Source organism: Epibacterium ulvae (assembly GCF_018678075.1).
Lineage (GTDB): Bacteria > Pseudomonadota > Alphaproteobacteria > Rhodobacterales > Rhodobacteraceae > Epibacterium > Epibacterium ulvae_A.
Genome location: NZ_JAHHIR010000091.1, coordinates 1 through 26,046, shown reverse-complemented (window position 1 = coordinate 26,046; position 26,046 = coordinate 1). Strand labels below are relative to the sequence as shown.

19 protein-coding genes, 1 tRNA gene and 1 pseudogene are annotated in these 26,046 nt (G+C 55.6%); 4 read left to right on the top strand and 17 right to left on the bottom strand.

The features are described from left to right. Window positions 1–452 precede the first annotated feature (452 nt). From urtE to secE, 13 genes are all read right to left on the bottom strand, one after another. Window positions 453–1,151 carry an urea ABC transporter ATP-binding subunit UrtE gene (urtE, locus tag KMP13_RS18380; RefSeq protein WP_215267432.1) on the bottom strand — a complete coding sequence of 233 codons (699 nt, stop codon included), beginning with the start codon at window positions 1,149–1,151 and terminating at the stop codon, window positions 453–455. A 3-nt stretch (window positions 1,152–1,154) separates the two neighbouring features. Beyond that, on the bottom strand, window positions 1,155–1,895 hold the full coding sequence (gene urtD, locus KMP13_RS18375) for an urea ABC transporter ATP-binding protein UrtD (protein ID WP_215267431.1): 741 nt from the start codon (window positions 1,893–1,895) through the stop codon (window positions 1,155–1,157). Then, entirely contained in the window at window positions 1,892–3,058 is a 1,167-nt protein-coding gene (urtC, locus tag KMP13_RS18370; protein WP_215267430.1) for an urea ABC transporter permease subunit UrtC, read from the bottom strand. The genes urtD and urtC overlap by 4 nt, the downstream gene beginning before the upstream one ends. Before the next feature lie 4 nt (window positions 3,059–3,062). Then, window positions 3,063–5,012 (bottom strand): urea ABC transporter permease subunit UrtB, encoded by a 1,950-nt coding sequence (gene urtB / locus KMP13_RS18365; protein WP_215267429.1) that lies wholly within the window; start codon window positions 5,010–5,012, stop codon window positions 3,063–3,065. 68 nt (window positions 5,013–5,080) lie between these two features. Next, entirely contained in the window at window positions 5,081–6,361 is a 1,281-nt protein-coding gene (gene urtA, locus KMP13_RS18360) for an urea ABC transporter substrate-binding protein (protein ID WP_215267428.1), read from the bottom strand. A gap of 551 nt (window positions 6,362–6,912) precedes the next feature. After that, window positions 6,913–11,151: a DNA-directed RNA polymerase subunit beta' gene (gene rpoC, locus KMP13_RS18355; RefSeq protein WP_215267427.1), complete on the bottom strand. Its 4,239-nt coding sequence runs from the start codon at window positions 11,149–11,151 to the stop codon at window positions 6,913–6,915. Between the two features lie 265 nt (window positions 11,152–11,416). Continuing rightward, window positions 11,417–15,553 carry a DNA-directed RNA polymerase subunit beta gene (rpoB, locus tag KMP13_RS18350; protein ID WP_215267426.1) on the bottom strand — a complete coding sequence of 1,379 codons (4,137 nt, stop codon included), beginning with the start codon at window positions 15,551–15,553 and terminating at the stop codon, window positions 11,417–11,419. 281 nt (window positions 15,554–15,834) lie between these two features. Further along, complete coding sequence (rplL, locus tag KMP13_RS18345; RefSeq protein WP_215267425.1) at window positions 15,835–16,206, bottom strand: 50S ribosomal protein L7/L12; 372 nt, start codon at window positions 16,204–16,206, stop codon at window positions 15,835–15,837. 81 nt (window positions 16,207–16,287) lie between these two features. Next, window positions 16,288–16,806, bottom strand: a complete 519-nt coding sequence (gene rplJ / locus KMP13_RS18340) for a 50S ribosomal protein L10 (protein ID WP_215267424.1) — start codon at window positions 16,804–16,806, stop codon at window positions 16,288–16,290. A gap of 386 nt (window positions 16,807–17,192) precedes the next feature. Next, a complete protein-coding gene (gene rplA / locus KMP13_RS18335; protein WP_215267423.1) occupies window positions 17,193–17,891 on the bottom strand; it encodes a 50S ribosomal protein L1 in 699 nt (232 codons plus the stop codon). Window positions 17,892–17,894: 3 nt separating this feature from the next. Further along, window positions 17,895–18,347: a 50S ribosomal protein L11 gene (gene rplK, locus KMP13_RS18330; protein WP_215267422.1), complete on the bottom strand. Its 453-nt coding sequence runs from the start codon at window positions 18,345–18,347 to the stop codon at window positions 17,895–17,897. A 142-nt stretch (window positions 18,348–18,489) separates the two neighbouring features. After that, window positions 18,490–19,023 carry a transcription termination/antitermination protein NusG gene (gene nusG, locus KMP13_RS18325; RefSeq protein WP_215267421.1) on the bottom strand — a complete coding sequence of 178 codons (534 nt, stop codon included), beginning with the start codon at window positions 19,021–19,023 and terminating at the stop codon, window positions 18,490–18,492. A 246-nt stretch (window positions 19,024–19,269) separates the two neighbouring features. Next, window positions 19,270–19,458, bottom strand: coding sequence for a preprotein translocase subunit SecE (gene secE, locus KMP13_RS18320; RefSeq protein WP_215267420.1), 189 nt, complete (start codon window positions 19,456–19,458; stop codon window positions 19,270–19,272). 374 nt (window positions 19,459–19,832) lie between these two features. Between secE and KMP13_RS18315 the strand changes: the two genes are divergently transcribed. Further along, on the top strand, window positions 19,833–22,016 hold the full coding sequence (locus KMP13_RS18315) for a tetratricopeptide repeat protein (protein WP_215267419.1): 2,184 nt from the start codon (window positions 19,833–19,835) through the stop codon (window positions 22,014–22,016). 101 nt (window positions 22,017–22,117) lie between these two features. Here the strand turns inward: KMP13_RS18315 and KMP13_RS18310 are convergent. Next, window positions 22,118–22,193: transfer RNA gene (locus tag KMP13_RS18310), tRNA-Trp, on the bottom strand. A gap of 133 nt (window positions 22,194–22,326) precedes the next feature. Between KMP13_RS18310 and KMP13_RS18305 the strand changes: the two genes are divergently transcribed. Beyond that, a complete protein-coding gene (locus KMP13_RS18305) occupies window positions 22,327–23,013 on the top strand; it encodes a lysophospholipid acyltransferase family protein (RefSeq protein WP_353055732.1) in 687 nt (228 codons plus the stop codon). Between the two features lie 13 nt (window positions 23,014–23,026). Here the strand turns inward: KMP13_RS18305 and KMP13_RS18300 are convergent, their stop codons facing one another. Next, window positions 23,027–23,599: a TetR/AcrR family transcriptional regulator gene (locus KMP13_RS18300; protein WP_215267417.1), complete on the bottom strand. Its 573-nt coding sequence runs from the start codon at window positions 23,597–23,599 to the stop codon at window positions 23,027–23,029. Between the two features lie 62 nt (window positions 23,600–23,661). On the opposite strand from KMP13_RS18300, the pseudogene KMP13_RS21005 reads away from it, so the two are divergent. Further along, window positions 23,662–24,006, top strand: a pseudogene (locus KMP13_RS21005) (NAD-dependent epimerase/dehydratase family protein); the annotation flags it as partial. A gap of 192 nt (window positions 24,007–24,198) precedes the next feature. Here KMP13_RS21005 and KMP13_RS20715 read toward each other — a convergent pair. Next, window positions 24,199–24,450, bottom strand: a complete 252-nt coding sequence (locus KMP13_RS20715; protein ID WP_251363945.1) for a hypothetical protein — start codon at window positions 24,448–24,450, stop codon at window positions 24,199–24,201. Between the two features lie 397 nt (window positions 24,451–24,847). Here KMP13_RS20715 and KMP13_RS18290 point away from each other — a divergent pair, with 397 nt between their 5' ends. Further along, window positions 24,848–25,780, top strand: a complete 933-nt coding sequence (locus tag KMP13_RS18290) for a glycosyltransferase (protein WP_215267415.1) — start codon at window positions 24,848–24,850, stop codon at window positions 25,778–25,780. Window positions 25,781–25,936: 156 nt separating this feature from the next. Here KMP13_RS18290 and KMP13_RS18285 read toward each other — a convergent pair. Then, a partial coding sequence (locus KMP13_RS18285) for a hypothetical protein (protein ID WP_215267308.1) occupies window positions 25,937–26,046 on the bottom strand: 110 nt, incomplete at its 5' end.

The window sequence follows — 26,046 nt, the reverse complement described above, 5'->3', positions numbered from 1 at the left end:
CGAGCCGCGCGTTGTACGTTGATGGGCGTGGCGCTCGTGTTCACCATATGTAGCTGGTAGGATCCCAGATCTTCTGCCGGGGCCGGCGAACGGCAGAGAAACTCTGCCAAATATGTGACTACTCGGGTATGCGCTCTCTGAGAGCTCTCCCCCAGACCCTTGATCCGCATATCTTCTATCATCCGTTAACGCAGCAGCGTGGTCTTTTGACCCAACATGGGATCCTCCTGTCCGTTGATTGAGAAGGTCCCAATCGTCGGACAGGTTCGCCAGTTCGCAAAATCCAAGACGCTCACATCTACGCGCTGCACCGGCCACAACCGCCAATACCGCGAAGGCGGTTTCGTCCTTGTCCGCATTGCCGACATTCATACAAATTGCGGCAGATGTCGGTCGTATTGGCACACGTCCCGCACGCGCAATTGCGTGCGGAAACCGAAATATGCGTGGAACTAGACGGAGACTTTGGCCAACAGTGCGTCACGCGCGGTCTCTGCACGGGAGGCGTTGTGGACCACTTCACCGCGTGTCAGCACCACGAAATGGTCGCCAAGCTCGTAGCCGAAGTCAAAGAACTGCTCGACCAGAACAATGGCCATGTCGCCGCGTTCGCGCAGGTATTTGATGACCTCACCGATCTGTTTGATGATGTTGGGCTGAATGCCTTCGGTGGGCTCATCCAACAGCAGCAATTTCGGTTTGGTGATCAAAGCGCGGGCGATGGCCAGCTGTTGTTGTTGACCGCCAGAAAGGTCGCCGCCGCGGCGGTTCTGCATCTCTTTCAGCACGGGAAACAGCTCATAGATCTCATCCGGGATCATATGGTCGCCGCGCTCCAGACAGGCAAACCCGGTTTCCAGGTTTTCCTTAACCGTCATCAGCGGAAACACATCGCGGCCCTGGGGCACATAGCCGACGCCCATTTGCGCTAGGTGATGCGCCGGGGTGGATTTGGCGACGGATTGCCCGTTCAAAACCATCTCCCCACCTGAACGTGCATGGGTGCCGGAAATCGCCTTCAAGAGGCTGGTTTTTCCGACGCCATTGGTGCCCATCAGGCAGGTCACAGCACCCGCCTGCACCTCCATCGAGATGTCGTACAGGATCTGGGAGTGCCCATAGTGCAGGGTCAAATTTTCAAGTTTCAACATTGTTCAACGTCCCAGATAGACTTCGATGACTTCGGGGTTCTGGGTCACGTGATCCAGCGAGCCCTCGGCCAGAACCGACCCTTCGTGCAGGACCGTCACTTTGCAATTCAGACGGCGCACGAACTCCATGTCATGTTCAACGACAACAACAGCGCGCGTCTTTGCGGCGTCAACCAGCATCGTGGTGGTCTTTTCCCGTTCGGCCGGGGTCATGCCAGCCGCCGGTTCATCCACCAACAACAGGCGCGGTTCTTGCGCCAGCAACATGCCGATCTCCAGCCATTGTTTTTGACCATGGCTGAGTTCACCGGCCACACGGGTCAGCTCATCCGTAAGGCCGATCTGTTCTGCCAACGCCTCGATCCGGGCTGCGCCTTCTTTGGTTTTGCGGTAAAACAAAACCTCGAACGGGCCGCGCGGGTTTTTCAGTGCCATAGCGAGGTTTTCGCGCACGGTTTGCGCCTCAAACACGGTGGGTTTTTGGAACTTGCGCCCTACCCCTTCGCGGGCGATCTTGCTTTCGGACATCCCAATCAACGAGATGTTTCGTTCCCCAAAGACAATGCGCCCTTCGTCGGGTTTGGTTTTGCCGGTGACAATATCCATGAATGTGGTCTTGCCCGCACCGTTGGGGCCGATGATGGCCCGCAGCTCTGGCTCGCCAATTTGGAACGACAGATTATTGATCGCCTTGAACCCGTCAAAGGAGACGGAGACGCCTGAAAGCTCTAGCAAGGTGCTCATTTTGCATCTCCTTTCAGCCGATCAAACAGCGACCCAATGCCGCCCGGGAAGAACAGCGTCACCGCCACAAAGCTTGCGCCCAGCAGCACCAGCCACCATTCGGTCCACAGAATTTCATAGACGCCGAGGTTGATATTGGGCGCACCGCCGCCGGTGAACCAGCTGGCCAGAAGCGAGACAAACGCCGCCCCGATGACCGAGCCGTACAAGCGCCCGCGCCCGCCAATTGCCACCCAGACCGCCAAATAGATCGACGCGATGGGGGCGACCTCGGTTGGGTTGATGATGCCCGCCTGCGGGTAGTAAAGCGCGCCGGCAATGCCCGCGACGATCGCTGTCAGGGTAAAGACAAACAGCTTGTAGCTTTCCACGTGATAGCCAAGGAACCGCACGCGGACCTCATCATCACGCACCGCACGGATCACGCTGCCCATTTTGCCCGACAGAACCCGCGCGAACAGGACATAGCCCGCCCCCAGCGCCAGCGCCGAGGCCCAAAAGAACACCATCGAAATTGTCGATTGGGGCACGTTGTCGAAACCTGGAATGTTCTGCAGCCCCGACAGACCGTTATTGCCGCGCAAACCTGAATCGTTTTGCAGCAGGTAGAGCGACAGCGCCAGCGTCATCGCCTGGGTCAGGATCGACAGGTAAACGCCCGTGACCCGACTGCGAAACGCAAGCCATCCAAAGATCAGCGCCAGGAGACCGGGGATCAACACGACCATCAGCAGCTGCAGAACCAGCGAATGGGAGAACATCCAGATCATCGGAAATTCAGATGCACCCACCACGCCAAAGATCTGGGCCGCGATGGCGTCCTGCACCTCGGCCGCGGTTGGTGGGATCACGCTGGGGGCCATGCTGGTTTCAACAATCGCCTCGGTCCGGGCGTACATCAGCCACATGCCGACCGAATATCCACCAATGCCAAAGAAGGCGAAATGACCAAGGGAGAGGATCCCGCAATAGCCCCAGACCACATCCATCGCGATGGCAATCAGGCACAGGCACAGGACCTTACCCAATGTTTTCACAAAGGAGGTTGAGATAAAGGCAGACCCAGTGCCTTCGGCCAGAAGGGTCACGCCGATGGTGAAGATGCCAAGCGCTGCGAGGAACCACAGAACGGATGGATTTTGCGCAAGAAAAGAACGTTGCATCGGATCAATCTCCCGCCGCGCGGCCTTTGAGGGCGACGATGCCCTTGGGCCGGAATTGAATGAACAGGATGATGAAGAGGATCATATAGGTCTGCGCGGCCAGGGTGTTCGACGGGTTCAACCATTCGACACCTTTCTGGAAGCCACCGATCATGCTGGCACCTGCCAGCGTGCCCCAAACGTTGCCAACACCGCCCACAACCACGGTCATGAAGCTTTGTACAATATAGTCGGCACCCATCTCGGACGTGACCTTGGCATAAAGGCCGATCGCAACACCGGCGATACCGGCGATACCAGAGCCCAGACCAAAGGTCAGCATTTTGATCTTTTCAGGGTTGATCCCCATCGAGGCCGCCATACGTGGATTCTGTGTCACGGCGCGGACCTCAAGGCCCAGGCGCGTGCGTTTCAAGATTAGCAGCAGCAGGCACAGGAAGGTCAGCGCCAACACAAAGATCGCGATCCGGATATAGCTGATCTGGATCACATCGTTGATGATCCATGCGCCGTCTAACCAACCGGGAGAGGTCAGCGGGCGTGCTTGGGTGCCAAAGATGTTCTTGGCTAGCTGTTGCAACGCAATGGAAATCCCAAAGGTCGCCAGCAGTGTTTCCAAGGGCCGGTTGTACAGCCAACGGATCACCAAACGTTCCATCGCAACACCGGCACCAAAGGTCACGGCAAAGGCCAGCGGCAGTGCAATAATCAGAGACAGTGTATAGTCTGGCACGATCTGTTGCACGATATATCCGGTATAGGCGCCCATCATGATGAACTCACCATGGGCCATGTTAATCACGCCCATCACGCCAAAGGTAACCGCAAGGCCAATCGCCGCGAGGAAGTAAATCGACGCCAGGGAGATCGCATCAAGGCCGATGTCTGCCGTCTGGCTCAGGCTGACGCGTGTTTTTACGCTGGCCTGTGCGGTCTCAGCCGCTTCGGTAATGGTTGGGTCGCTTTCCAGGTAGACGTTGTAAAAGCCCCAGTCAGCAAAAGCTGCGTCAATGGCGGCCTCGGATACACGCGCCGGAACTTTGCCTGCGGCGACCAACGTGTCATAGGCCCGGATGCGTTCTGCTTGGTTGTCCAGCTTTGCAACGGGAACACCGCCTGAAATGCCACCTTCGACGTGCGTCTCAAGCGCGCGCCGGATATCAGAAGCCAAGACCAGAGCAGGCAGACCGTGATCGTCCACCAGCATCTGATAGGCTGTGTCGCGTTCCAGATCCCCTTCGCCGGGTGCCAGTACTGAGGCCACATTGGTGCCGTCCGGCAGCTCTTGCGCCACCAGCATCTTGACCGCAAGGATCTGCGACAGAACGGCCCGACCATCCACGCTTAGATCATCGGCAAGGTTGTTGATCGCGGCGACACGGATCGCCGGGGATTCACCAAATCGTGCCTGCAGATAGTTCGCTAGTTTCTGTTTACGCGTCTTTAGACGTGCGTCGGTCTCGCTGTCGATGGAGGCAATCAGCGGCGCCAATTGCGACGCATCCAGCGCGCGCGCCAAAGCGTCCAATGCCTGGGTGCGGCGGGCGATATCAGGGTCGCTGAGCTGGAACGCCACCAGCGCGGATCCGATCTCGCGGCGCACACCGCCATTGGGTTTAATCTGTTGGGCATCTTTCCTACCAACGCCGGTTGCGGCTTCTGCACCGGTATCGACATCGAGCAGGGTCAGATCACCACTGTCGTCCTCGGAACCGGTATAAAACAGGTCATCCTCCGCATGCAGGTAGACGTTCTTTTCCTGCCAGGCTTCCAGAAAGCCACGGACCGTTGGGAGCCCAGAGGCGACCAGCGCGTCGAGCGTCGGGCCAACAGTTTTGCGTGAGGGTTTGATAATTACATCGCGGTGGCTTTGCAAAAGGGTCTGCAGCTCTTGAGCAGACACGGCAAAAGGTAGCCACGCCAAAGCGATGACGAGAGTAAGTAGTCGCAACATGGGAAAAATTTCGCCCTGATCCTGGGCCAGTGGCACAATATGCGCGCCACTGGCCGGTCTTGGGTGGATTAGTAGTTAGAAGTCAACTGAACGCAGGTCTTGGTCTCAGTATTGTACATACCGCAACCCAGATCTTTCCAGTCAGACGTCAGAACAGCCGATTCCGGCAGGAAGTCAGTCCAAGCGTCGCCTGGAACTTCGGTGGTTTTGGAGATGATGTCGAACTGTCCGTCTGCCTGGATTTCACCGATCAGAACCGGCTTCGCCAAGTGGTGGTTCGGCAGCATAACCGCTGTACCACCGGTCAGGTTCGGGAATTCCTGGCCGTACATAGAGGTACGAACCGCGTCGACATCCGTAGAACCCGCAGCTTCGGTCGCAGCAACCCACATGTTGAAGCCGATGTAGTGTGCTTCCATTGGATCGTTGGTCACACGCTCAGCGCCTGCAAACTCTTTCCATGCGTCGATGAATTCAGCGTTTGCTTCGGTTTCTGCTGACTGGAAGTAGTTCCAGGCCGCCAGATGACCGACAAGGTTGGATGTGTCCAGACCGGACAGTTCTTCTTCACCAACCGAGAACGCAACAACAGGCAGATCGTCCGCAGATACACCAGCAGCTGCCAGCTCTTTGTAGAAGCCGATGTTTGCGTCACCGTTGACGGTGGAGATCACGCCAACCTGCTTGCCGCCTTCGCCGAGGCCCACAACGTCAGAAACGATAGTTGCCCAGTCAGAGTGGCCAAACGGCGTGTAGTTCACAAAGATGTCTTCCGCGGCGATACCTTTGTCTTTCAGGTACTGCTCAAGGATGTTGTTGGTGGTCCGTGGGTACACATAGTCGGTGCCCAGAAGTGCGAAACGTTCGATGCCCAGCTCTTCGAGGAAGTAGTCAACCGCAGGGATCGCCTGCTGGTTGGGAGCGGCACCGGTGTAGAATACGTTCTTGGAGCTTTCTTCGCCTTCATACTGAACCGGGTAGAACAGCAGGCCGTTCAGCTCTTCGATGACGGGCAGCACGGACTTGCGCGAAACAGATGTCCAGTTGCCAAAGATCACGTCAACTTCGTGAACGGTCAGCAGCTCGCGGGCTTTTTCAGCAAACAGCGGCCAGTCAGACGCCGGGTCAACAACAACGGGTTCGATCTGACAACCCAGAACGCCACCAGCTTTGTTTTGCTGTTCGATCAGCATCAGCATGGTGTCTTTCAGGGTGGTTTCAGAGATCGCCATAGTACCGGACAGCGAGTGCAGCACGCCAACTTTTACAGGGCAATCCGCAGCAGCAGCGGCACCTGCAACCAGCATGGACGCTGCAGTTGTTGCCATAAGTTTGGTGAGACGGGTCATGTCATTCCTCCTGGCGGGCACAGGCAAACGGCATTGCACCCAAGAGTGCAAAGGCGTAGCAAGATCCCGCAACAATGTTGCAAATGGTGTGGCGGCTTTTTCGAGGTCCAATTCGCATGGCCGTCACACGCTCATGCCTGAGGTTTTCCTCTTAGGGCCACGAGCGCCTATACTATGACCCTCTCAACTGCCTATAAATCAATCGCTCTCGACGCAGGTTTTCGTGAACTGGTTAATTTGCTCAATTTTTAATCCACTTCTTGTGTGTAAGGTCGAAAACTGAGCGCATTACGTCGCACTTACGCTTATCTTCTGTGCGGCGACCGGACGCGGCCTTTGCGATAGATTTAGGTATCGACCTAGATATAAGTCATTAATTTCAAATAATTACAAGTACTAGACGTCAATTTACAGTCTAATTCCAAGCGATATTCGCTTCGTTTGAAGGCATATGAATTGCGCACAAAAAACGCCCGCTGCGAATCGAGGCAGCGGGCGTTTTGTAGATCTCAGTCGGCTGCGCAGAGATGCACAGCCGAGGATTTCGTTGCTTAATCGCGGCTTTCCGGTGTTTCCACCAGGTTGTCCAGATCAGCAGCCATGTCGTCTTCGACAACCGGAGCGGCCAGGGCGGCAGCTGCGGCTGCTTCGTCACGACGGGCTTCCAGAACCACGTTGTCGCGCGACTGAGCGACCTGACGCATACGCTGGGTTGCCCCACCGGTACCGGCCGGGATCAGACGACCCACGATGACGTTTTCTTTCAAACCAACCAGCTTGTCTCGCTTACCCTGAACCGAGGCTTCGGTCAGAACACGTGTGGTCTCCTGGAAAGAGGCCGCCGAGATGAAGGAACGGGTCTGAAGCGACGCTTTGGTGATACCCAACAGGATCGGCGCGCCTTTGGCTGGGCGTTTGCTGCGTGCAATCGCCTTTTCATTGGCTTGGTCGAATTCCTGCTTGTCCACATGCTCGCCTTTCAGCAGCGTTGTGTCACCAGAGTCCGAGATCTCCCACTTTTGCAGCATCTGGCGAACGATCACCTCGATGTGCTTGTCGTTGATCTTAACACCCTGCAGGCGATAAACGTCCTGAACTTCGTCGATCATGTAGTTGGCCAGAGCCTCGACACCCATAATCGCCAGAATGTCGTGTGGCGCTGGGTTACCGTCCATGATGTAGTCACCCTTCTGGACAAAATCACCTTCCTGAACAGGAATGTGCTTACCCTTGGGTACCATGTATTCGACGGTTTCCAGTGCCTCATCAACAGGCTCGATCGAGATGCGACGCTTGTTCTTGTAGTCGCGGCCAAAGCGGACGTGACCATCGATTTCGGCGATGATCGCGTGATCTTTTGGACGACGCGCTTCGAACAGTTCCGCAACCCGTGGCAGACCACCGGTAATGTCTTTGGTCTTGGCACCTTCACGCGGGATACGCGCGATAATGTCACCAGCTTGCATTTCCTGACCGTCTTCACAGGACAGAACCGCATCAACCGACATTGGATAGGTCACTGGGTTGCCCAGATCGTTGCGGATCGGCTCACCGTCTGCACCCAGCAGGATGACTTCAGGCTTGAGTTCAGACCCTTTCGGAGCCGCACGCCAGTCGATCACGATCTTCTGGGTCATACCCGTTGCTTCGTCGGTCTCTTCACGGACCGCGATACCTGCAACCAGGTCGACGTATTTGGTGGTACCGGCCTTCTCTGCGATGATCGGCAGAGTATAGGGATCCCATTCGTACAGCTTGTCGCCACGCGCGATGGTCTGACCTTCTTTGACGAACAGTTTAGAGCCATAGGTCAGCTTGTGGCTGGCGCGCTCTTCACCGTGCTCATCTTCGATGATCAGCTTCATGTTCCGGCCCATAACCAGGATCTCGCCATTGGCGTTTTCCAGGATATTGGGGTTCTCAAAGACGATCTTACCTTCCTGGCTTGCTTCCTGGAAGGACTGCTGACCACCCTGCGCAACACCGCCGATGTGGAACGTCCGCATCGTCAGCTGTGTACCAGGTTCACCGATCGATTGCGCCGCGATAATACCAACCGCTTCACCTTCGTTCACCTTGGTACCCCGTGCGAGGTCACGACCGTAACACTGGGCACATACGCCCTCTTCGCTTTCACAGGTCAGAGGCGAGCGGATGCGGGTAGATGCAACACCTGCTGCTTCAACTGCGTCCGCCATGCGTTCGTCGATGATCTGACCGGCAGCCACCAACAGCTCTTCGGTGCCGGGACGGTAAATGTCATCTGCGGCAACACGGCCCAGAATACGTTCACCAATCGAGGCAACAACTTCACCATCATTGACCGCAGCTTCGGCTGTGATTGCACGCTCGGTGCCACAGTCGTTTTCGCGAACGATACAGTCCTGTGCCACGTCAACCAGACGACGGGTCAGATAACCCGAGTTCGCGGTTTTAAGCGCCGTATCCGACAGACCCTTACGGGCACCGTGGGTAGAGTTGAAGTACTCAAGAACGGTCAGACCTTCTTTAAAGTTCGAGATGATCGGCGTCTCGATGATGTCGCCGTTCGGCTTGGCCATCAGGCCGCGCATACCGCCCAGCTGCTTCATCTGTGTAACCGAGCCACGCGCACCGGAGTGGGCCATCATGTAAACCGAGTTCGGTTCCATAACTGCGCCCGCTTCGTCACGTTTGTCGGCGGAGATGGAGCCCATCATCGCGTCAGTGACCTTGTCGTTACACTTTGACCATGCATCGACAACTTTGTTGTACTTTTCGCCCTGAGTGATCAGGCCGTCCATGTACTGCTGTTCAAAGTCTTTCACCTGATCACGGGTCTCGTCCACGATGGTCCATTTGGTGTCTGGAATGACCATGTCATCCTTACCAAACGAAATACCGGCCTTGAACGCTTCGCGGAAGCCCATGGTCATGATCTGGTCACAGAAGATAACTGACTCTTTCTGACCGCAATAACGGTAGACGGTGTCGATGACCTGCTGCACTTCCTTCTTCCGCAGAAGACGGTTCACCAGTTCAAACGGTGCTTTGGCATTGTGTGGCAGCAACGCACCCAGACGGACACGGCCCGGCGTGGTTTCAAAACGCTGGTAAACCTCGTTGCCTTCCTCGTCGATCTGCAGAACACGTGCGGTGACTTTGGAGTGCAGGTGCACTTCGCCAGCGTCCAGCGCGTGGTGCACTTCGTCCAAGGTGCCGAAGACCATGCCTTCGCCAATCATGCCTTCACGTTCCAGGGTCAGATAGTAGAGACCCAAGATCATATCCTGCGAAGGAACGATGATCGGTGCACCGTTTGCAGGCGACAGAACGTTGTTGGTGGACATCATCAGAACACGCGCTTCCAACTGGGCTTCGAGGCTCAGAGGAACGTGGACCGCCATTTGGTCACCATCAAAGTCCGCGTTAAACGCCGAACAGACCAGCGGGTGCAGCTGGATCGCTTTCCCCTCTATCAGCGTGGGTTCAAACGCCTGGATGCCCAAACGGTGCAGCGTCGGCGCACGGTTCAGCATGACCGGGTGTTCGCGGATCACCTCGTCGAGGATATCCCAAACTTCGGGACGCTCTTTTTCGACCAGTTTCTTCGCCTGTTTCACGGTGGAGGACAGACCTTTGGCCTCCAGACGTGAATAGATGAAGGGTTTGAACAGTTCGAGCGCCATCTTCTTGGGCAAGCCACATTGATGCAGCTTCAGCTCTGGACCGGTCACGATAACCGAACGGCCAGAGAAGTCGACGCGCTTACCCAAAAGGTTTTGACGGAAGCGACCCTGCTTACCTTTCAGCATGTCAGACAGCGATTTCAACGGACGCTTGTTGGCGCCAGTGATCACGCGACCACGACGGCCATTGTCGAACAATGCATCCACAGATTCCTGCAGCATCCGCTTTTCGTTGCGAACGATGATGTCAGGTGCGCGCAGTTCGATCAGACGCTTCAGACGGTTGTTCCGGTTGATTACACGACGGTACAGATCGTTCAGATCAGAGGTCGCGAAACGGCCCCCATCCAGCGGCACCAGCGGGCGCAATTCTGGCGGGATTACCGGGACAACGGTCATGATCATCCATTCTGGACGGTTGCCGGATTCCAGGAAGGACTCCACAACTTTCAGACGTTTGATGATCTTCTTGGGCTTCAGTTCGCCTGTGGCTTCGGCCAGCTCAGCACGCAGCTGCTCGGCTTCGGCTTCCAGATCGATCTGGGACAGCATCTCACGGATCGCTTCAGCACCGATATTGGCGGTGAAGGCGTCCATGCCAAACTGGTCCTGCGCGTCCATATATTCTTCTTCGGTCATCATCTGGCCGTATTGCAGGTCGGTCAGACCCGGCTCGATGACAACGTAGTTTTCGAAATACAGAACCCGTTCCAGATCACGCAGGGTCATGTCCAGCATCAGGCCGATACGCGACGGAAGCGATTTCAGGAACCAGATATGTGCGACAGGCGACGCCAGTTCGATGTGGCCCATACGCTCGCGGCGTACTTTTTGCAGGGTAACTTCAACACCACATTTCTCGCAGACAACACCGCGATACTTCATGCGTTTATATTTACCACACAGGCATTCGTAGTCTTTGATCGGGCCAAAGATACGCGCACAGAACAGACCGTCACGCTCGGGCTTGAATGTCCGATAGTTGATGGTTTCTGGCTTTTTGATCTCGCCATAGGACCACGACAGGATCCGTTCCGGGCTGGCCAGCGAGACTTTGATTTCATCAAAGACCTTGGGCGGCGTCAGCGGATTGAACGGGTTGTTGGTGATTTCCTGGTTCATTTTTTTATCCAATCTGACTGTTGACAGCGGTCACAGAAGAAGAAGCTGAGCACATTTCAAGACCACAAAGATGCACAGTAGGTTGAAGGAGCAATTGCATATAGATTCCCACCCATGTTTTAGGGACCAAGTTGAGGGATCAATCGGGTTGTACTCGTACTTCTGGTTCAACAAAGTCTGGCGGATGAAGCCGCGTGTGAGAAGATACCCACACGCAACTACAACAGATATCCAGCCTAAGGCGTGCCAGAAGTCCAATAACCGATTACTCCTCTACCTCAGCATCCAAGAGTTCCATATTCAGGCCGAGACCACGGACTTCTTTCACCAGAACGTTGAACGATTCTGGGATGCCTGCCTCGAAGTTGTCTTCGCCCTTGACGATGCTTTCATAGACCTTGGTCCGGCCAGCCACGTCATCCGATTTCACAGTCAGCATTTCCTGCAAGGTGTAGGCGGCGCCGTAAGCTTCCAGAGCCCAGACCTCCATCTCACCAAAGCGCTGACCACCGAACTGCGCCTTACCACCCAGCGGCTGCTGCGTAACAAGCGAGTACGGACCGGTTGAACGGGCGTGGATTTTGTCGTCGACCAGGTGGTGCAGTTTCAGCAGGTATTTGACACCAACTGTCACCGGACGCGCGAATTGCTCACCTGTACGGCCGTCAAACAGAACCGACTGACCCGAGGTGTCAAAGCCCGCACGTTTCAGTGCATCGTTGACGTCCAATTCCTTGGCACCATCGAAAACCGGAGTGGCGATCGGAACACCGCGGGCAACATTGCCTGCCGCTTCCAGCATCTGGTTTTCTTCCATGTTGGTGATGCCTTCTTCGTAGACATCCTCACCATAGGCCAAACGCAGCGCTTCACGTACCGGAGTCATGTCACCGGAACGGCGGTAGTCCTGCAGCGCATCGTCAACTTTGATGCCCAGACCGCGAGCGGCCCAACCCATGTGGGTTTCAAGGATCTGACCAACGTTCATACGCGACGGAACACCCAGCGGGTTCAGACAGAAGTCGACCGGCGTACCATCGGCCAGGAACGGCATGTCTTCCATGGGAACAACGCGGGAGATAACACCCTTGTTCCCGTGACGACCGGCCATTTTGTCACCCGGCTGCAGCTTACGCTTCACCGCGATGAAGACTTTGACCATCTTCATCACACCCGGTGGCAAATCATCACCACGGCGGACTTTTTCGACTTTGTCTTCGAAACGAGCATCCAAGGCGCGTTTCTGCGCTTCGTATTGCTCGTTCAGGGCTTCAACGATCTGTGCAGACTGCTCGTCTTCTAGCGCCAGCATCCACCATTGACCGCGTGGCATGGAATCCAGCAGCTCTTCGGAGATTTCGGCACCGGAACGGATACCTTTTGGTCCTTTGACGGCAACTTTACCCGCCAGCATGCCACGCAGACGTGCGTAGATGTTGCGGTCCAAGATCACCAGTTCGTCGTCGCGGTCACGTGCGAGGCGTTCAACTTCCTCACGCTCGATCTGCAGGGCACGTTCGTCTTTTTCCACACCGTGGCGGTTAAAGACGCGCACCTCAACAACGGTACCATAGTCACCCGGTTTGACGCGCATCGAAGTATCACGAACGTCAGATGCTTTTTCACCAAAGATGGCGCGCAGCAGCTTCTCTTCTGGGGTCATTGGCGATTCACCTTTAGGGGTGATCTTACCAACCAGAATGTCGCCCGGTTCAACGTCCGCGCCGATGTAAACGATGCCAGCCTCGTCGAGGTTACGCAGCGCTTCTTCACCAACGTTGGGGATATCGCGAGTGATTTCTTCTGGACCCAGTTTCGTGTCACGCGCCGCGACTTCGAATTCTTCGATGTGAACCGAAGTAAACACGTCATCACGCGAGATACGCTCTGAAATCAGGATGGAGTCTTCGTAGTTGTAGCCGTTCCAAGGCATAAACGCGACGACCACGTTTTTACCCAGAGCCAGTTCGCCCATATCGGTGGACGGACCATCGGCAATCACTTCGCCCTTTTGAACCGTGTCACCCACCTTCACCAGCGGACGCTGGTTGATACAGGTGTTTTGGTTCGAACGCTGGAATTTGCGCATGCGGTAGATGTCTACGCCTGCGTCACCCAGCTCAAGGTCGGAGGTCGCGCGAATAACGATACGCTGAGCGTCGACCTGGTCGATGATGCCCGCACGTTTCGCCTGGATCGCAGCGCCCGAGTCGATCGCTACTTTTTCTTCGATGCCGGTACCCACCAGCGGCGCTTCTGCGCGCAGCAATGGAACCGCCTGACGTTGCATGTTCGAGCCCATCAGAGCCCGGTTCGCATCGTCGTTTTCGAGGAACGGAATAAGCGAGGCCGCAACCGAGACCAACTGCTTGGGCGAGACGTCGATCAGATCGACAGCATCGCTTGGCGCCATGGTGTAGTCACCGGACTGACGGGTGTTGACCAGCTCGTTGATGAACTTGCCATTCTCGTCCAGCGTCGCGTTTGCCTGAGCAACCGTGTGGCGCATCTCTTCGGTGGCCGACATGTAGTGAACTTCGTCGGTTACCTTGGATTCAACAACCTTACGGTACGGCGTTTCGATGAAACCGTATTTGTTGACGCGGGCAAAGGTCGCCAGCGAGTTGATCAGACCAATGTTCGGGCCTTCCGGCGTTTCAATCGGACACATCCGACCATAGTGGGTCGGGTGAACGTCGCGAACCTCAAAGCCTGCGCGCTCACGGGTCAAACCGCCAGGGCCAAGCGCCGAGAGGCGACGTTTGTGGGTCACTTCAGACAGCGGGTTGGTTTGGTCCATGAACTGCGACAACTGCGAGGAGCCGAAGAATTCACGAACAGCCGCTGCTGCTGGTTTTGCGTTGATCAGGTCTTGCGGCATGATGGTGTCGATTTCGACCGAGGACATACGTTCCTTGATCGCGCGTTCCATCCGCAGCAGGCCAACACGGTATTGGTTTTCCATCAGCTCGCCAACGGAACGTACACGACGGTTACCCAAGTGGTCGATATCGTCGATATCGCCTTTGCCGTCACGCAGCTCAACCAGCGCTTTGATGCAAGAGACGATGTCTTCCTTACGCAGGGTGCGCATGGTGTCTTCGGCATCCAGAGCCAGACGCATGTTCATCTTGACGCGACCAACGGCCGACAGGTCGTAACGCTCGCCATCAAAGAACAGGGTGTCAAACAGCGCGGAGGCCGCTTCGACGGTGGGCGGCTCGCCCGGACGCATAACGCGGTAGATGTCCATCAGCGCGGTGTCGCGGCCCATGTTTTTGTCCGCAGCCATCGTGTTGCGGATGTAGGGGCCAACGTTGACATTGTCGATGTCCAGAACCGGAATGTCGGTGATACCGGCATCCATCAGCTCTTTCAGAGTACCGCCAATGATGTCGCCATCTTTGTCGTGCTCCAGCGTCAGCTCATCACCGGCTTCGACATAGATCGCGCCGTTTTCTTCGTTGATGATGTCTTTGGAGACAAATTTGCCGACGATGTGATCAAAGGGAACCAACAGCTCGGTGATGGAGCCTTCGTCGATCATCTTTTTCACAGCGCGCGGCGTGACTTTCTTGCCGGCTTCACAGATGATCTCACCTGTTGCTGCGTCGACCAGATCAAAGATCGGACGGGTACCACGCACACGCTGCGGGAAGAACGGGGTAACCCAGCCGCGTGATTTCTCCAGCTTGAAGGTCACTGTGTTGTAATACGCGTCACAGATGCCTTCCTGGTCCAGACCCAGCGCATAAAGCAGGGTGGTTACAGGCAGTTTGCGGCGACGGTCGATCCGGGCAAAGACGATGTCTTTTGCGTCGAACTCAAAGTCCAGCCACGAGCCGCGATACGGGATAATGCGGCAGGCAAACAGCAGCTTACCAGAGGAGTGCGTTTTGCCTTTGTCGTGGTCAAAGAAGACGCCCGGCGAACGGTGCATCTGGGACACGATCACACGCTCTGTGCCGTTGACGACAAAGGTGCCGTTTGGCGTCATCAGGGGCATGTCGCCCATAAAGACGTCCTGTTCCTTGATGTCCTTAACGGACTTGGCGCCTGTGTCTTCGTCGATATCGAATACGATCAGACGCAGCGTAACTTTCAGCGGAGCGCTGTAAGTCATGTCGCGTTGCATACATTCATCAACGTCGTACTTGGGTTTCTCAAGCTCGTACTTCACGAACTCCAGAACGGATGTTTCGTTGAAATCCTTAATCGGGAAAACAGATTGAAACACACCCATGATGCCTTCGCCGTCAGTCGGCAGATCAGCATCACCTGAGCGCAGGAATAGATCGTAAGAAGATTTTTGCACCTCAATGAGGTTCGGCATTTCCAAAACTTCACGGATTTTGCCGTAATATTTCCGAAGACGTTTCTGGCCAAGGAACGTTTGAGCCATGTCAGATGTCACCTTTCGATGTTCTCATGAAGCAAGAACGCCGCCGGGCTCCGGCGCCTTGCCCATACGAGACGGCGTGTTCGGATCAATTCACGACCGTCGTCCCGTATGACGGCCTTCCCGATCCCTTGAACCTCGCCTTAGAAAACACCCCGGAATTGGGGTCCTTACTAAGACAGGTACGGCTGGGCTCGGGAGACCCCGAACCCAGCCTGAAACTTGGGAGCACAGAGAGCAATTTCAGAGCGAGATTGCTACCCTCTTTTCTCCCTAAGCGGCGATTAGGCCAGCTCGACTTCCGCGCCAGCTGCTTCCAGCTTCGCTTTGACGTCTTCTGCTTCGGCTTTGTCGACGCCTTCTTTAATCTTGCCGCCAGCTTCGACCAGACCTTTTGCTTCTTTCAGGCCCAGACCGGTGATGGCGCGAACTTCTTTGATCACGTTGATCTTGGATGCGCCGGCGTTCTTCAGAACGACGTCGAATTCAGTCTTTTCTTCTTCAGCAGCTGCGCCGCCTTCTGCCGCCGCCATGACAACTGCGCCGCCAGCTGCGGGCTCGATGCCGTACTCATCCTTCAGGATGGTTTTCAGTTCTTGTGCTTCCAGCAGGGTCAGACCAACGATGCTTTCCGCGAGTGCTTTCAGATCAGCCATTTTCTTAGCTCTTTCCGTATAAATTGTGTGTGTTCCAACGCAGAGGTTACATCCCTACGCCAGTCAGTCAGTTCCAACCGCTTACGCAGCTTCCGCCTTCTCTTCGATGGTCGAAAGGATGCTTGCGATGTCGCTTGCAGGTGCGCCAATTGCGCCAGCGATGTTGCTTGCAGGTGCGCCGATGCAGCCAGCGATAGAAGCAATAAGCTCCTCGCGGGAAGGCATCTTCGACACTGTAGCAACGCCAGCACGATCCAGAGCGTTTTCACCCATTGCACCACCAAGGATCACGAACTTGTCGTTATCTTTGGCAAAGCCCTCGGCAACCTTGGCCGCAGCCACAGGATCCTCGGAATAGGTGAGAACGGTCATACCCGTCAGCAGGTTCGTCATGCTTTCACACGGCTTACCCTCGAGGGCGATTTTGGCGAGCCTGTTCTTGGCAACACGCACAGAGCACTCCGCGTCACGAGCACGCGCGCGAAGGTCTTGCATCTCGGAAACTGTCAGACCGACGTAGTGGGATACGACCACAACGCCAGAGCTTTCGAAGATCTGGCCGAGTTCCTCGACCACTTTCTCTTTCTGGGCTCTATCCACAGTTCTCTCCAAGTTATGGGGTGCAAAACACCCCGGCTCATTATGTGCCCGACCTTGTGACCAAGGCCCGGCGTTCGGGTCCGTTTTACGGGATGAGCCAAAATCTGCCCGAGGGTTAAAAATCCCTCGATCTATCTGGTCTTACCCGTCTCAGGAGGGAAATTAAGGCCCGATCGACAAGCCACCCACCATCTTGGACGAAACGGAATGAAGCGCACGACGAATCGCACGCTTCATTCCGTGCTCGTACTTAGTCCCAAACCGAGAGATTTCCAAGGGGTAAATCCGCATCCAATCTCGGTTTGCGCAGGCTTTACGGCCCTAGAAACGAAACGAGGCGAATCCCGCAGGATCCGCCTCAATCTTTTGAAATGTTGGTCCGCGAATTACTCGCTGACGGCACCTTCTACATCAAGCGTAACGCCGGGGCCCATGGTGGACGACAGAGCGATTTTCTTCATGTATGCGCCTTTGGCACCAGCAGGCCTTGCTTTAGCAACAGCGGAGATGAACGCTTTTACGTTCTCAACCAGCTTTGCTTCGTCAAAGGATGCTTTGCCAACGCCTGCGTGCACAACACCGCCTTTTTCGGCTTTGAACTGCACTTCACCACCTTTGGCTGCTTCTACGGCCGCTTTCACGTCCATAGTCACGGTGCCAACTTTGGGGTTCGGCATCAGATTACGTGGGCCAAGGATTTTACCCAGGCGACCAACGATCGGCATCATGTCAGGTGTCGCGATGCAGCGATCAAAGTCCAGGTTGCCGCCTTGAACGGCTTCCATCAGGTCTTCCGCACCAACGATGTCTGCGCCTGCAGCCTGAGCTTCTTCAGCTTTGGGGCCACGTGCGAACACAGCAACACGCATTGCTTTACCGGTGCCGTTGGGCAGACCGATAACGCCACGAACCATTTGGTCCGCGTGACGTGTGTCAACGCCGAGGTTCAGCGCGATTTCGATGGTTTCGTCGAATTTTGCAACCGCATTGGTTTTCACCAGTGCAACAGCTTCTTCAACGGTCAGGTTCTCTTTGCCAGCGAAGGCTTCGCGCGCTGCGCGGGTACGTTTACCGAGCTTTGCCATGATTTAGCCTTTCACCTCGATACCCATAGAACGGGCGGAGCCCAGGATGATCTGCATTGCCGCTTCTACGTCGTTCGCGGTCAGATCTTTCATCTTCGCTTCGGCGATTTCGCGTACTTGTGCAGCAGTTACAGACGCAACGATCTCACGGCCAGGTGCTTCTGCACCACGGGGACGGTTACGCTTGCCAACTGGCTTCAGGCCAGCTGCTTTTTTCAGGTAATAAGACGCAGGCGGCGTCTTGATGTCCATGGTGAAGGACTTATCCTGATAATAGGTGATCACGGTCGGGCACGGCGCACCGGGCTCCATTTCCTGTGTCTTGGCGTTGAACGCCTTACAGAATTCCATGATGTTGATGCCGCGCTGACCCAGCGCCGGACCAACTGGCGGGGATGGGTTTGCTTGACCTGCAGGGATCTGCAGCTTCATTGTACCAGCAAGCTTCTTTGCCATCTGGTTATCTCCTTTTCAACACCCGCAGGACGCGTCCCTTGGGCCTCTCATGTTGTGTGGTACAGCTCTGACATCGCGATGCCATTGCCTCCCACGCTCAAAGCCGCGCGCCGGATTGCTCCAGCACCGCGGCTTGTTTCCATCAGGTTTGTTTGGTGACCTGAGTGAAATCCAGTTCGACCGGTGTTTCGCGACCAAAGATGGACACGGTAACCTTGAGCTTTTGATGCTCGTCGTCGACACCTTCGACCATACCGTCGAAATCTTCGAACGGACCGTCGTTGACCTTGACCCTTTCACCCACCTCAAAGCTGATGAGCGTGCGCGGTGCTTCCTCGTTCTCGCTGACGCGGTTGAGGATACCGTTCACTTCGGCATCGCGCATCGGCATCGGGCGACCTTGCGGGCCCAGGAAACCGGTGACGCGGTTGATCGAGGAAATCAGGTGATAGCCACGATCCGACATCTCCATGTGGACCAGCACATACCCCGGCATAAAGCGACGCTCAGAGGTCACTTTCTTGCCGCGACGCACTTCGATCACCTCCTCGGTGGGGACCAGAACTTCGTCGATCTCGTCCTCAAGACCCTTTTCGATCACTTCGGCACGGATTTGTTCTGCGATTTTCTTCTCGAAATTCGAAAGAACGCTGACCGAATACCACCGTTTCGCCATGAACTTGATCGCCCTTGTTCTGCCACGCGGGCTTGAGTGCCCACACCGTTGATTACATTTCTTCCCGTGTCTGGTCGGCATTTCAGCCAACACCACACGGACCCAATAAAAATCGGCGCGCAACCGAATCGCCACACGCCTTTGTCAGGGATAGCGGCTGAACTACTCCGGCTGTTCGCCAAGATCAAGTGTCAGCACGCGCCCGAAAGCGACAATCGAGAGACGCTTGATGCCCCTCGCCTCGGCTTATCCGAGTATGAACGCCAGACCGGAACGAATGGCCAGATCCACTAACGCAAAGAAAACAGCGGTCAAAGCTGCCATGATGAAAACCATAACGGTTGTCAACAACACTTCACGGCGTGTTGGCCATACGACCTTGGAGACCTCGGCGCGGACCTGCTGGATAAACTGAACGGGATTGATGCTGGCCATTTGGCTGCGTCTCTTTTGCTGTTTTGCGATCTGCGGGATTTAGCCGGTGTAGCCCTTGAATTCAAGGGCAGAAGCCACCGACAGCTTTTTCCGTGACGCTGGATTCGGTTTTAGCACGCCAAAATGCGCCAATTCCTGGCCGCCAGCATCTGGAGCCGGCTTACGCTGGCTTCACACAGCGCCCTGACTGGAAATTTTATTTAATAGTTTGAATGCGTTAATTTGCATCGATTGCTCAAACATCACCGTTGCCCCAACACCGCGCACTGAATCAATTCTATCTTAATTTTCTCGTCCTACTCCTATGGGGGACGCGGACAAAAGGCACAGAAACATGCCTCCGCCACAGCGTATCGTAAGTGAGATAGGATTCCATGACCGTCGCAACCAGCCTTAGCAAAGCCCAACACCTTGAACGTAAAGAGAAACTCGAAGACGCAACCAAAGTCTACGGTGACGTCCTGTCGCGTTATCCACAAAACAACAAGGCTAGAGAAGCTCTGCGTGCTTTGCGGCATCGGTTGGACAACATCGATGAGCCTCCATCGGAGCTGATCAGCCAAATCAAACAGGATATTGCAACGGGCAATATCAACAAGGCGGCGGCGACCTGTGCCAGCAATCTGAACACTTATCGAAAATCTCATTTTCTTTGGCGGACCTTGGGTCGGTGCCATTTTCTCCGCAATTCATTGAACGAAGCCTCGACTTGCCTGAACAAAGCGCTGGAGCTGAATAGCGGGGACGGAGAAACCTACCGCCTGATGGCCAGCGTTTGCACCAAACAGGGGCAGCTGCAAAACGCACAGGCCTTGTTTCGTAAGACGCTGGACCTTGAGCCCAAGAGCCTGGTGGCACTCAACGACTTTGGAAATCTTTTGATGCGGCTAGGCAAGGTTGATGAAGCCAAGTCCCTGTTGAAAACCGCAAGCGAATTGGCGCCAGACAACGCACGTGTTTTGTACAATTTTGCCTCGGCGCTACGCGAAACTGGCCAGATCTCTGACGCACTGGTAATGTTGGAGAAAGCTGTCGCACACGATGATACATTAGCCGAAGCCCATCACAATCTTGGCCAGCTTCACATCATGAACGGAAGCTACGAGCAGGCCGTGCCTTGCTTGGACCGCGCGCTCAGCACCGGCAAAAATTGTGACAACACGTTGACCGCGAAACTACATGCCATGGCCCATTTGAACGATTGGGCCTGGGTAGACGAATACGCCCAAAATCGTCGTTTCATCGGCCTACAAGGCGCGGCCTGCCAGCCTTTTCATTTGATGACGATGGAAGACAATCCAGATCTGCTACGCATTCGAACACAGGCTTTTGCGAACGGCAAAATCCCGGCACCGGCGACGTCGCAACGCCAGCCGCCCTTCGAACGCCCAGATCGTCTGCGGATTGGGTATTTTTCTGCTGACTTCCATGATCACGCGACGATGCATCTTATGGGCGGTCTGTTCGCGGCACATGACCACGCGCGGTTTGAGACGTTTGCCTATTCCTATGGGCCAAACATTGATGACGCTGGACGTGCGCAGGTGCGCAACAACGTGGATCATTTCGTCGAGGCCTCAGGTATGACGAACGATGATTTGATCACCCGCGCCAAACAAGACGGGCTGGATATCGCGATCGATCTCAAAGGGTACACAGGTGGAAACCGTTGCGAAGTGTTCGGCGCGCGGCTTGCGCCGATTCAAATTGCCTATCTCGGCTATCCCGGAACAATGGGCAGCACGGCTTATGACTATATGATTGCGGATTGGGAGACCTGTCCGCCCGGCAGCGAACGCTATTATGACGAACACCTCATTCGCATGCCCAACAGCTATCAAATCAATGATCGCAATCGGGTGATTTCCGATCGCCAATTTACGCGGACTGAATGCGGGCTGCCCGAATCTGGTTTCGTATTTTGCTGCTTTAACAACAGTTACAAGATCACCCCATCCGAGTTCGACATTTGGATGAAGATCATGCGTCAAGTGGACGACAGCGTTTTGTGGCTTCTTGATACCAGCGAAACGTCAAAACGGAACTTGCGCGACGCGGCACAGGCACGTGGGGTCGATGCCGACCGCCTGATTTTTGCGGAACGGATGAGCCAAAGCGACCATCTGGCACGCCACCACCTTGCGGATCTGTTCCTGGATACATTTGTCGTCAATGCCCACACGACCGCAAGTGATGCCCTGTGGGCAGGTTTGCCGATCCTCACGATGGCAGGCAAACAATTTGCCGCACGCGTAAGCGCCAGCTTGTTGACTGCTACCGGCCTGCCAGAATTGATCACCCATTCTCCTGCTGCATATGAGCGTCAGGCGCTGGCCTTGGCACAAGATCCCGCGCGTTTGGCTGCGATCACGGCCAAGCTCAAGTCCAACCTGCTTTCTGGACCGCTCTTTGATACGCAGTGTTTCACCCGAGACTTGGAAGAAGGTTTGGATCTTGCCTATGGGCGCTGGCTGAAAGGAGATCAGCCTGATCATATCGATGTGGCTACATCCTCCAGCGGCTACACTCTAATGCCGAACTCCGCCGCTGTGGCGTAACACGACCCAGCGCATCAAGGCACACTAGCTTTGATGCGCAAGAATGCGGGCCATCAAATTGGGAAGCACCCAGAACCTAAACGTTCGAATTCCTGAGAAAATGGCAGGGGCATCAGGGTTCGAACCCGAGACCTACGGTTTTGGAGACCGTCGCTCTACCAACTGAGCTATACCCCTGCGGTGCCGGTGTTCCTAAGCCACTGGCGCGGCAGTATCAAGAGGGAATTGGCGTCAAAACCCCGACATTTGCGTGCAAGGCTGGAACGATCCGTGCCTCTGGTCTATGACTGGCGAAAAAGGACCCCGTGACGTGAGCCTGCGCAAGAAAATCGCCGACAACCCCCACTTCAACCGCACCATCGAAGGCCTCTTTGCCGCCTATGTGCGATTCGCGTTTCGTACGTCTCGCTGGCAGCGCAAGGGCTTTGAAGAAATGGACGCCTGCGTGGCACGCGGTGAGCCGGTGATTTTTGTGTTGTGGCATCAGCGATTGATCATGGCGCCTTATATGTTTGACACATCCAAGGGCCGCATATGTGCGCTGACATCGGCTGCGCGCGCCGGTCGACTGGCTGGGCAGATCTTGGTGCGGCTCGGCTTTGAGACCATTCCGATGTCCAGCCACCAACGTCACGTCTCCTTGTCCCGCGAAGTGCTACGTCGCACCAAGGACGGCTGCTCCATTGGTCTGGCCGCTGATGGCCCCCGAGGGCCCGCACGCCAATCCTCGACGGTGCCCATCATGTGGGCCCGCATGACCGGTTGTCGCGTTTTCACGGTCGCATTCGCGGAACGGCGCGTTCTCAAACTTCCAACGTGGGACCGGCAGATGCTGCCTTTGCCGTTTTCGCGCGGCGTTTTCCTGTGCGAAGAATGGACTGAGGCGGTTCCAAAGAAACCAACCGAAAATGAGCTGTCTGAGTTGCAGTCCAAGATTTCGAATGCACTGGACGCTGTCACCGAACGCGCCGATGCAATGGCAGGTCGGAACCGATAGTTTGCGCGGTCTATCAGACCGCCCGTTCCGCCAGATCCTGCGTCAACACCGCATCGACCACTTTGCGAATACCCCAAGCCAGCTCACTCTCGTTTTGTGCCCGGCCAAGGATACCTTGTGCACATGACGCCAGCAGCGGCGCAAGATCCGCCGCACGCGTGTCATGGTGTTCAGCCAAAATCGGTACAAGGAGATCCACGATCCATTGATCAGCCTCTTTCGGCTGATCTTGATAGAGCTGTTTCTTGCCAGAAAGAAGTTCATCTGCGTGCGGCGATCCCTTTAGCAGGCGATGAACCATGTTGGATTTTTCCACCAAGGCATCTGAGAGTTTTTCCGACACCGATTTGTCCTGCGCCAAGCAGTGAACAACCGCTTCCTCTATACGGGTGTGAAACCGAACTACCACCCCGGCAAAAACGGCTTCTTTGTCAGGGAAATGCGCATAAAGCGTCGCCTTGGTGACCCCAGCCTCCTTGGCCAGCCCCTCCATCGTCACACCGCGCAAGCCTTTCCGGAGAAACAGATGTTCAGCAGCATCAAAAATTTGTCCCTGCTTTCGCAGGCTACGGGTTGAAAGTGCCATTCTGCCTTTACTATATATTTTGAACGAATGTCGTTCATTTTGTTCATTTCTGGAACACGTCAATGACGGCTAGCACACATACTACGATTCTTCTTACCGGGATAACAGGGTTTCTCGGCGGACACACCGCGCTTACGCTTTTAAAGTCAGGCTATCATGTGCGCGGTTCCATGCGTGATCTGGCACGCAAAGAGGCCGTTCGGACTGCGCTAGCGGATCACGGCGCAGATATTGCCAATCTGTCCTTTGTTAAACTGGATCTGACCCAAGACGACGGATGGGATGACGCCGCCAAGGGCACAGACTACATGATCCATGTAGCGTCCCCTTTTGTGACCGCGATGCCGCGTGACAAGGAGGAGCTGATTTCCCCGGCGGTCAACGGCACGGAACGGGCAATCAACGCGGCATTGAAAGCGGGCATCAAGCGCGTGGTCCTAACCTCCTCGGCGGTTGCGATCGTCAATGGGCGCGGCATCTCTGGACCGTCAAAGCTTGGACCAACAGGGGCTGCTCACCAAGTGACGCACCGACCAATGGTGCCTTTCACCGTATTAAGACGTGCGCATCCCAGGATAAACACCAAGGGTGCGCATGTGCTATTCCGGGTAAAGCGACCGCAGCTTAATCGCTTTTGCATAAGCATTTTGTTCCAGAAATTGTTTCACAAAATGCCGCATCTCCATCCTCGGAAGACCTGCGGCAACTGCCTCCTCAATGACCTTTAGTGCAGTGTCAAAGTCCCCCTGCCCCAACAACGCCGAAGCCTTTATTTGCAATACCCATTCATCACCGCCACGTACAGCAAGTGCCTGTTCTGAATCTGCAAGCGCCAGTTGGTGATCGCCCAAATCGAGCGCCACATAGCCACGTAGCTTATGATAGAAATAGTCACCGAACCCACCGTCATCGATGGCAAAAGGCCGGGCTCACCTCACCTCTATTCCACCAAACGAGATGCGCTCTAAACGTCTGAAACACCAAAGTGGCAAGCAGGTTTCGCAGCGAAACGCGTTGCCTGTTCGGCGCGCGGTGGGGTTAGGGTTTATTTACCGGTCGCGGCACCAACACATCAAGTGAGGGAACCTATCGCCACCCGCTTCAGGTTTCATCCTGTGATTGCTGACATGTTGCGCGACAGATATGCTTTTGATTGTGAGGTGCCGTCCGTGATTCAATTGGAGTTTGACAGCTTTTTTGACCTGAAATACCAGTTGAAAGGTATTTTACGAAAAAGATATTTATCTCATGTCAGGTCTAAACTCACAGACCAAGGTGCAGGCTCTAGGCCTGTGTCGGTGGTCCTATCCGTCGGATTCCAAAGGGTTCAAACGTGGTTCAGACACGTTGGAGGATTTACGCGCGCGGCTCTATACCCCGGAACGATTGGAACATCGCCTGTTCTTGCTGCGGCATCTGGTTCTACCTGCGATCGCTCGGCAAACGGATGCGGATTTCAAATTGATCTTCCTGATGGGCGACCAGCTGCCAGCACCGTGGCGCGGTCGGATATTACGCCAGCTTGCCAAGATCCCGCAGATCGTTGCGGTCTTTGCCAAGGAAGGCCAATCGCAATACGAGCTGGCCCGCGCGGTGATGTCGAAGTACCGCGACCCTGCGGCGGATGTGATTGCCCAGTTCCGTCTGGATGACGACGATGCAGTGGCCACGGACTTTGTCGAAAAGAGCCGCAGCGTGTTTGATGACATTGCCCCGCTTTACAACAGCGCGGGCCTGTTTGGATTGGATTTTTGCCGGGGCATGGTTATGCGCAGCTCCCGCGAAGGCTGCGAATTCACCCCGATTACCATGCGGTTTTGGGCGCCGGGGACGGTGATTTTTACGGCGCCAGATAACCCGCGCTCCGTGATCGATTTTCACCACCTGCGTCTTTGGCACGAAATGCCAACGCTGATGTGGCGCGATGGACCGATGTTTATCCGCGGCGCCCATCACGACAATGACAGCGACATCGCCAATCTCGGCCGTCGGGCACGGAGCTTCCAACTGGATGCCCCCATGGATCAGGTGCTGCGCGAACGTTTTGCGCTGCGCCCCAGCCGGTTGAGAGCCGCCTGGGCGGCGAATATTGAGACCTACCTGCCGGACGGCACGGGTGAACCGTTGCGGATCGCAGATGAAGAGCGGGAGATGTCGTCAATCAACGGTGATGGTGGGTAGCAATAGCCGAGGGGTCAGGCGTCGGCGTTCGCCTGGCCTTCTGTTAGACAATGCAAAAAGGCCGCCCCTTGGGGCGGCCTTTTGTTTGATTACCAGCGTGATGCTCTCGGGACATCCGCGCCTAAAGGCGCGAATACCCTGTCGCAACCTCTAAGATCACTCAGTGATCTTCGATACAACGCCCGCGCCAACGGTGCGGCCGCCTTCGCGGATCGCGAAGCGCAGGCCGTTTTCCATCGCGATCGGCGCGATCAGTTCAACGTCGA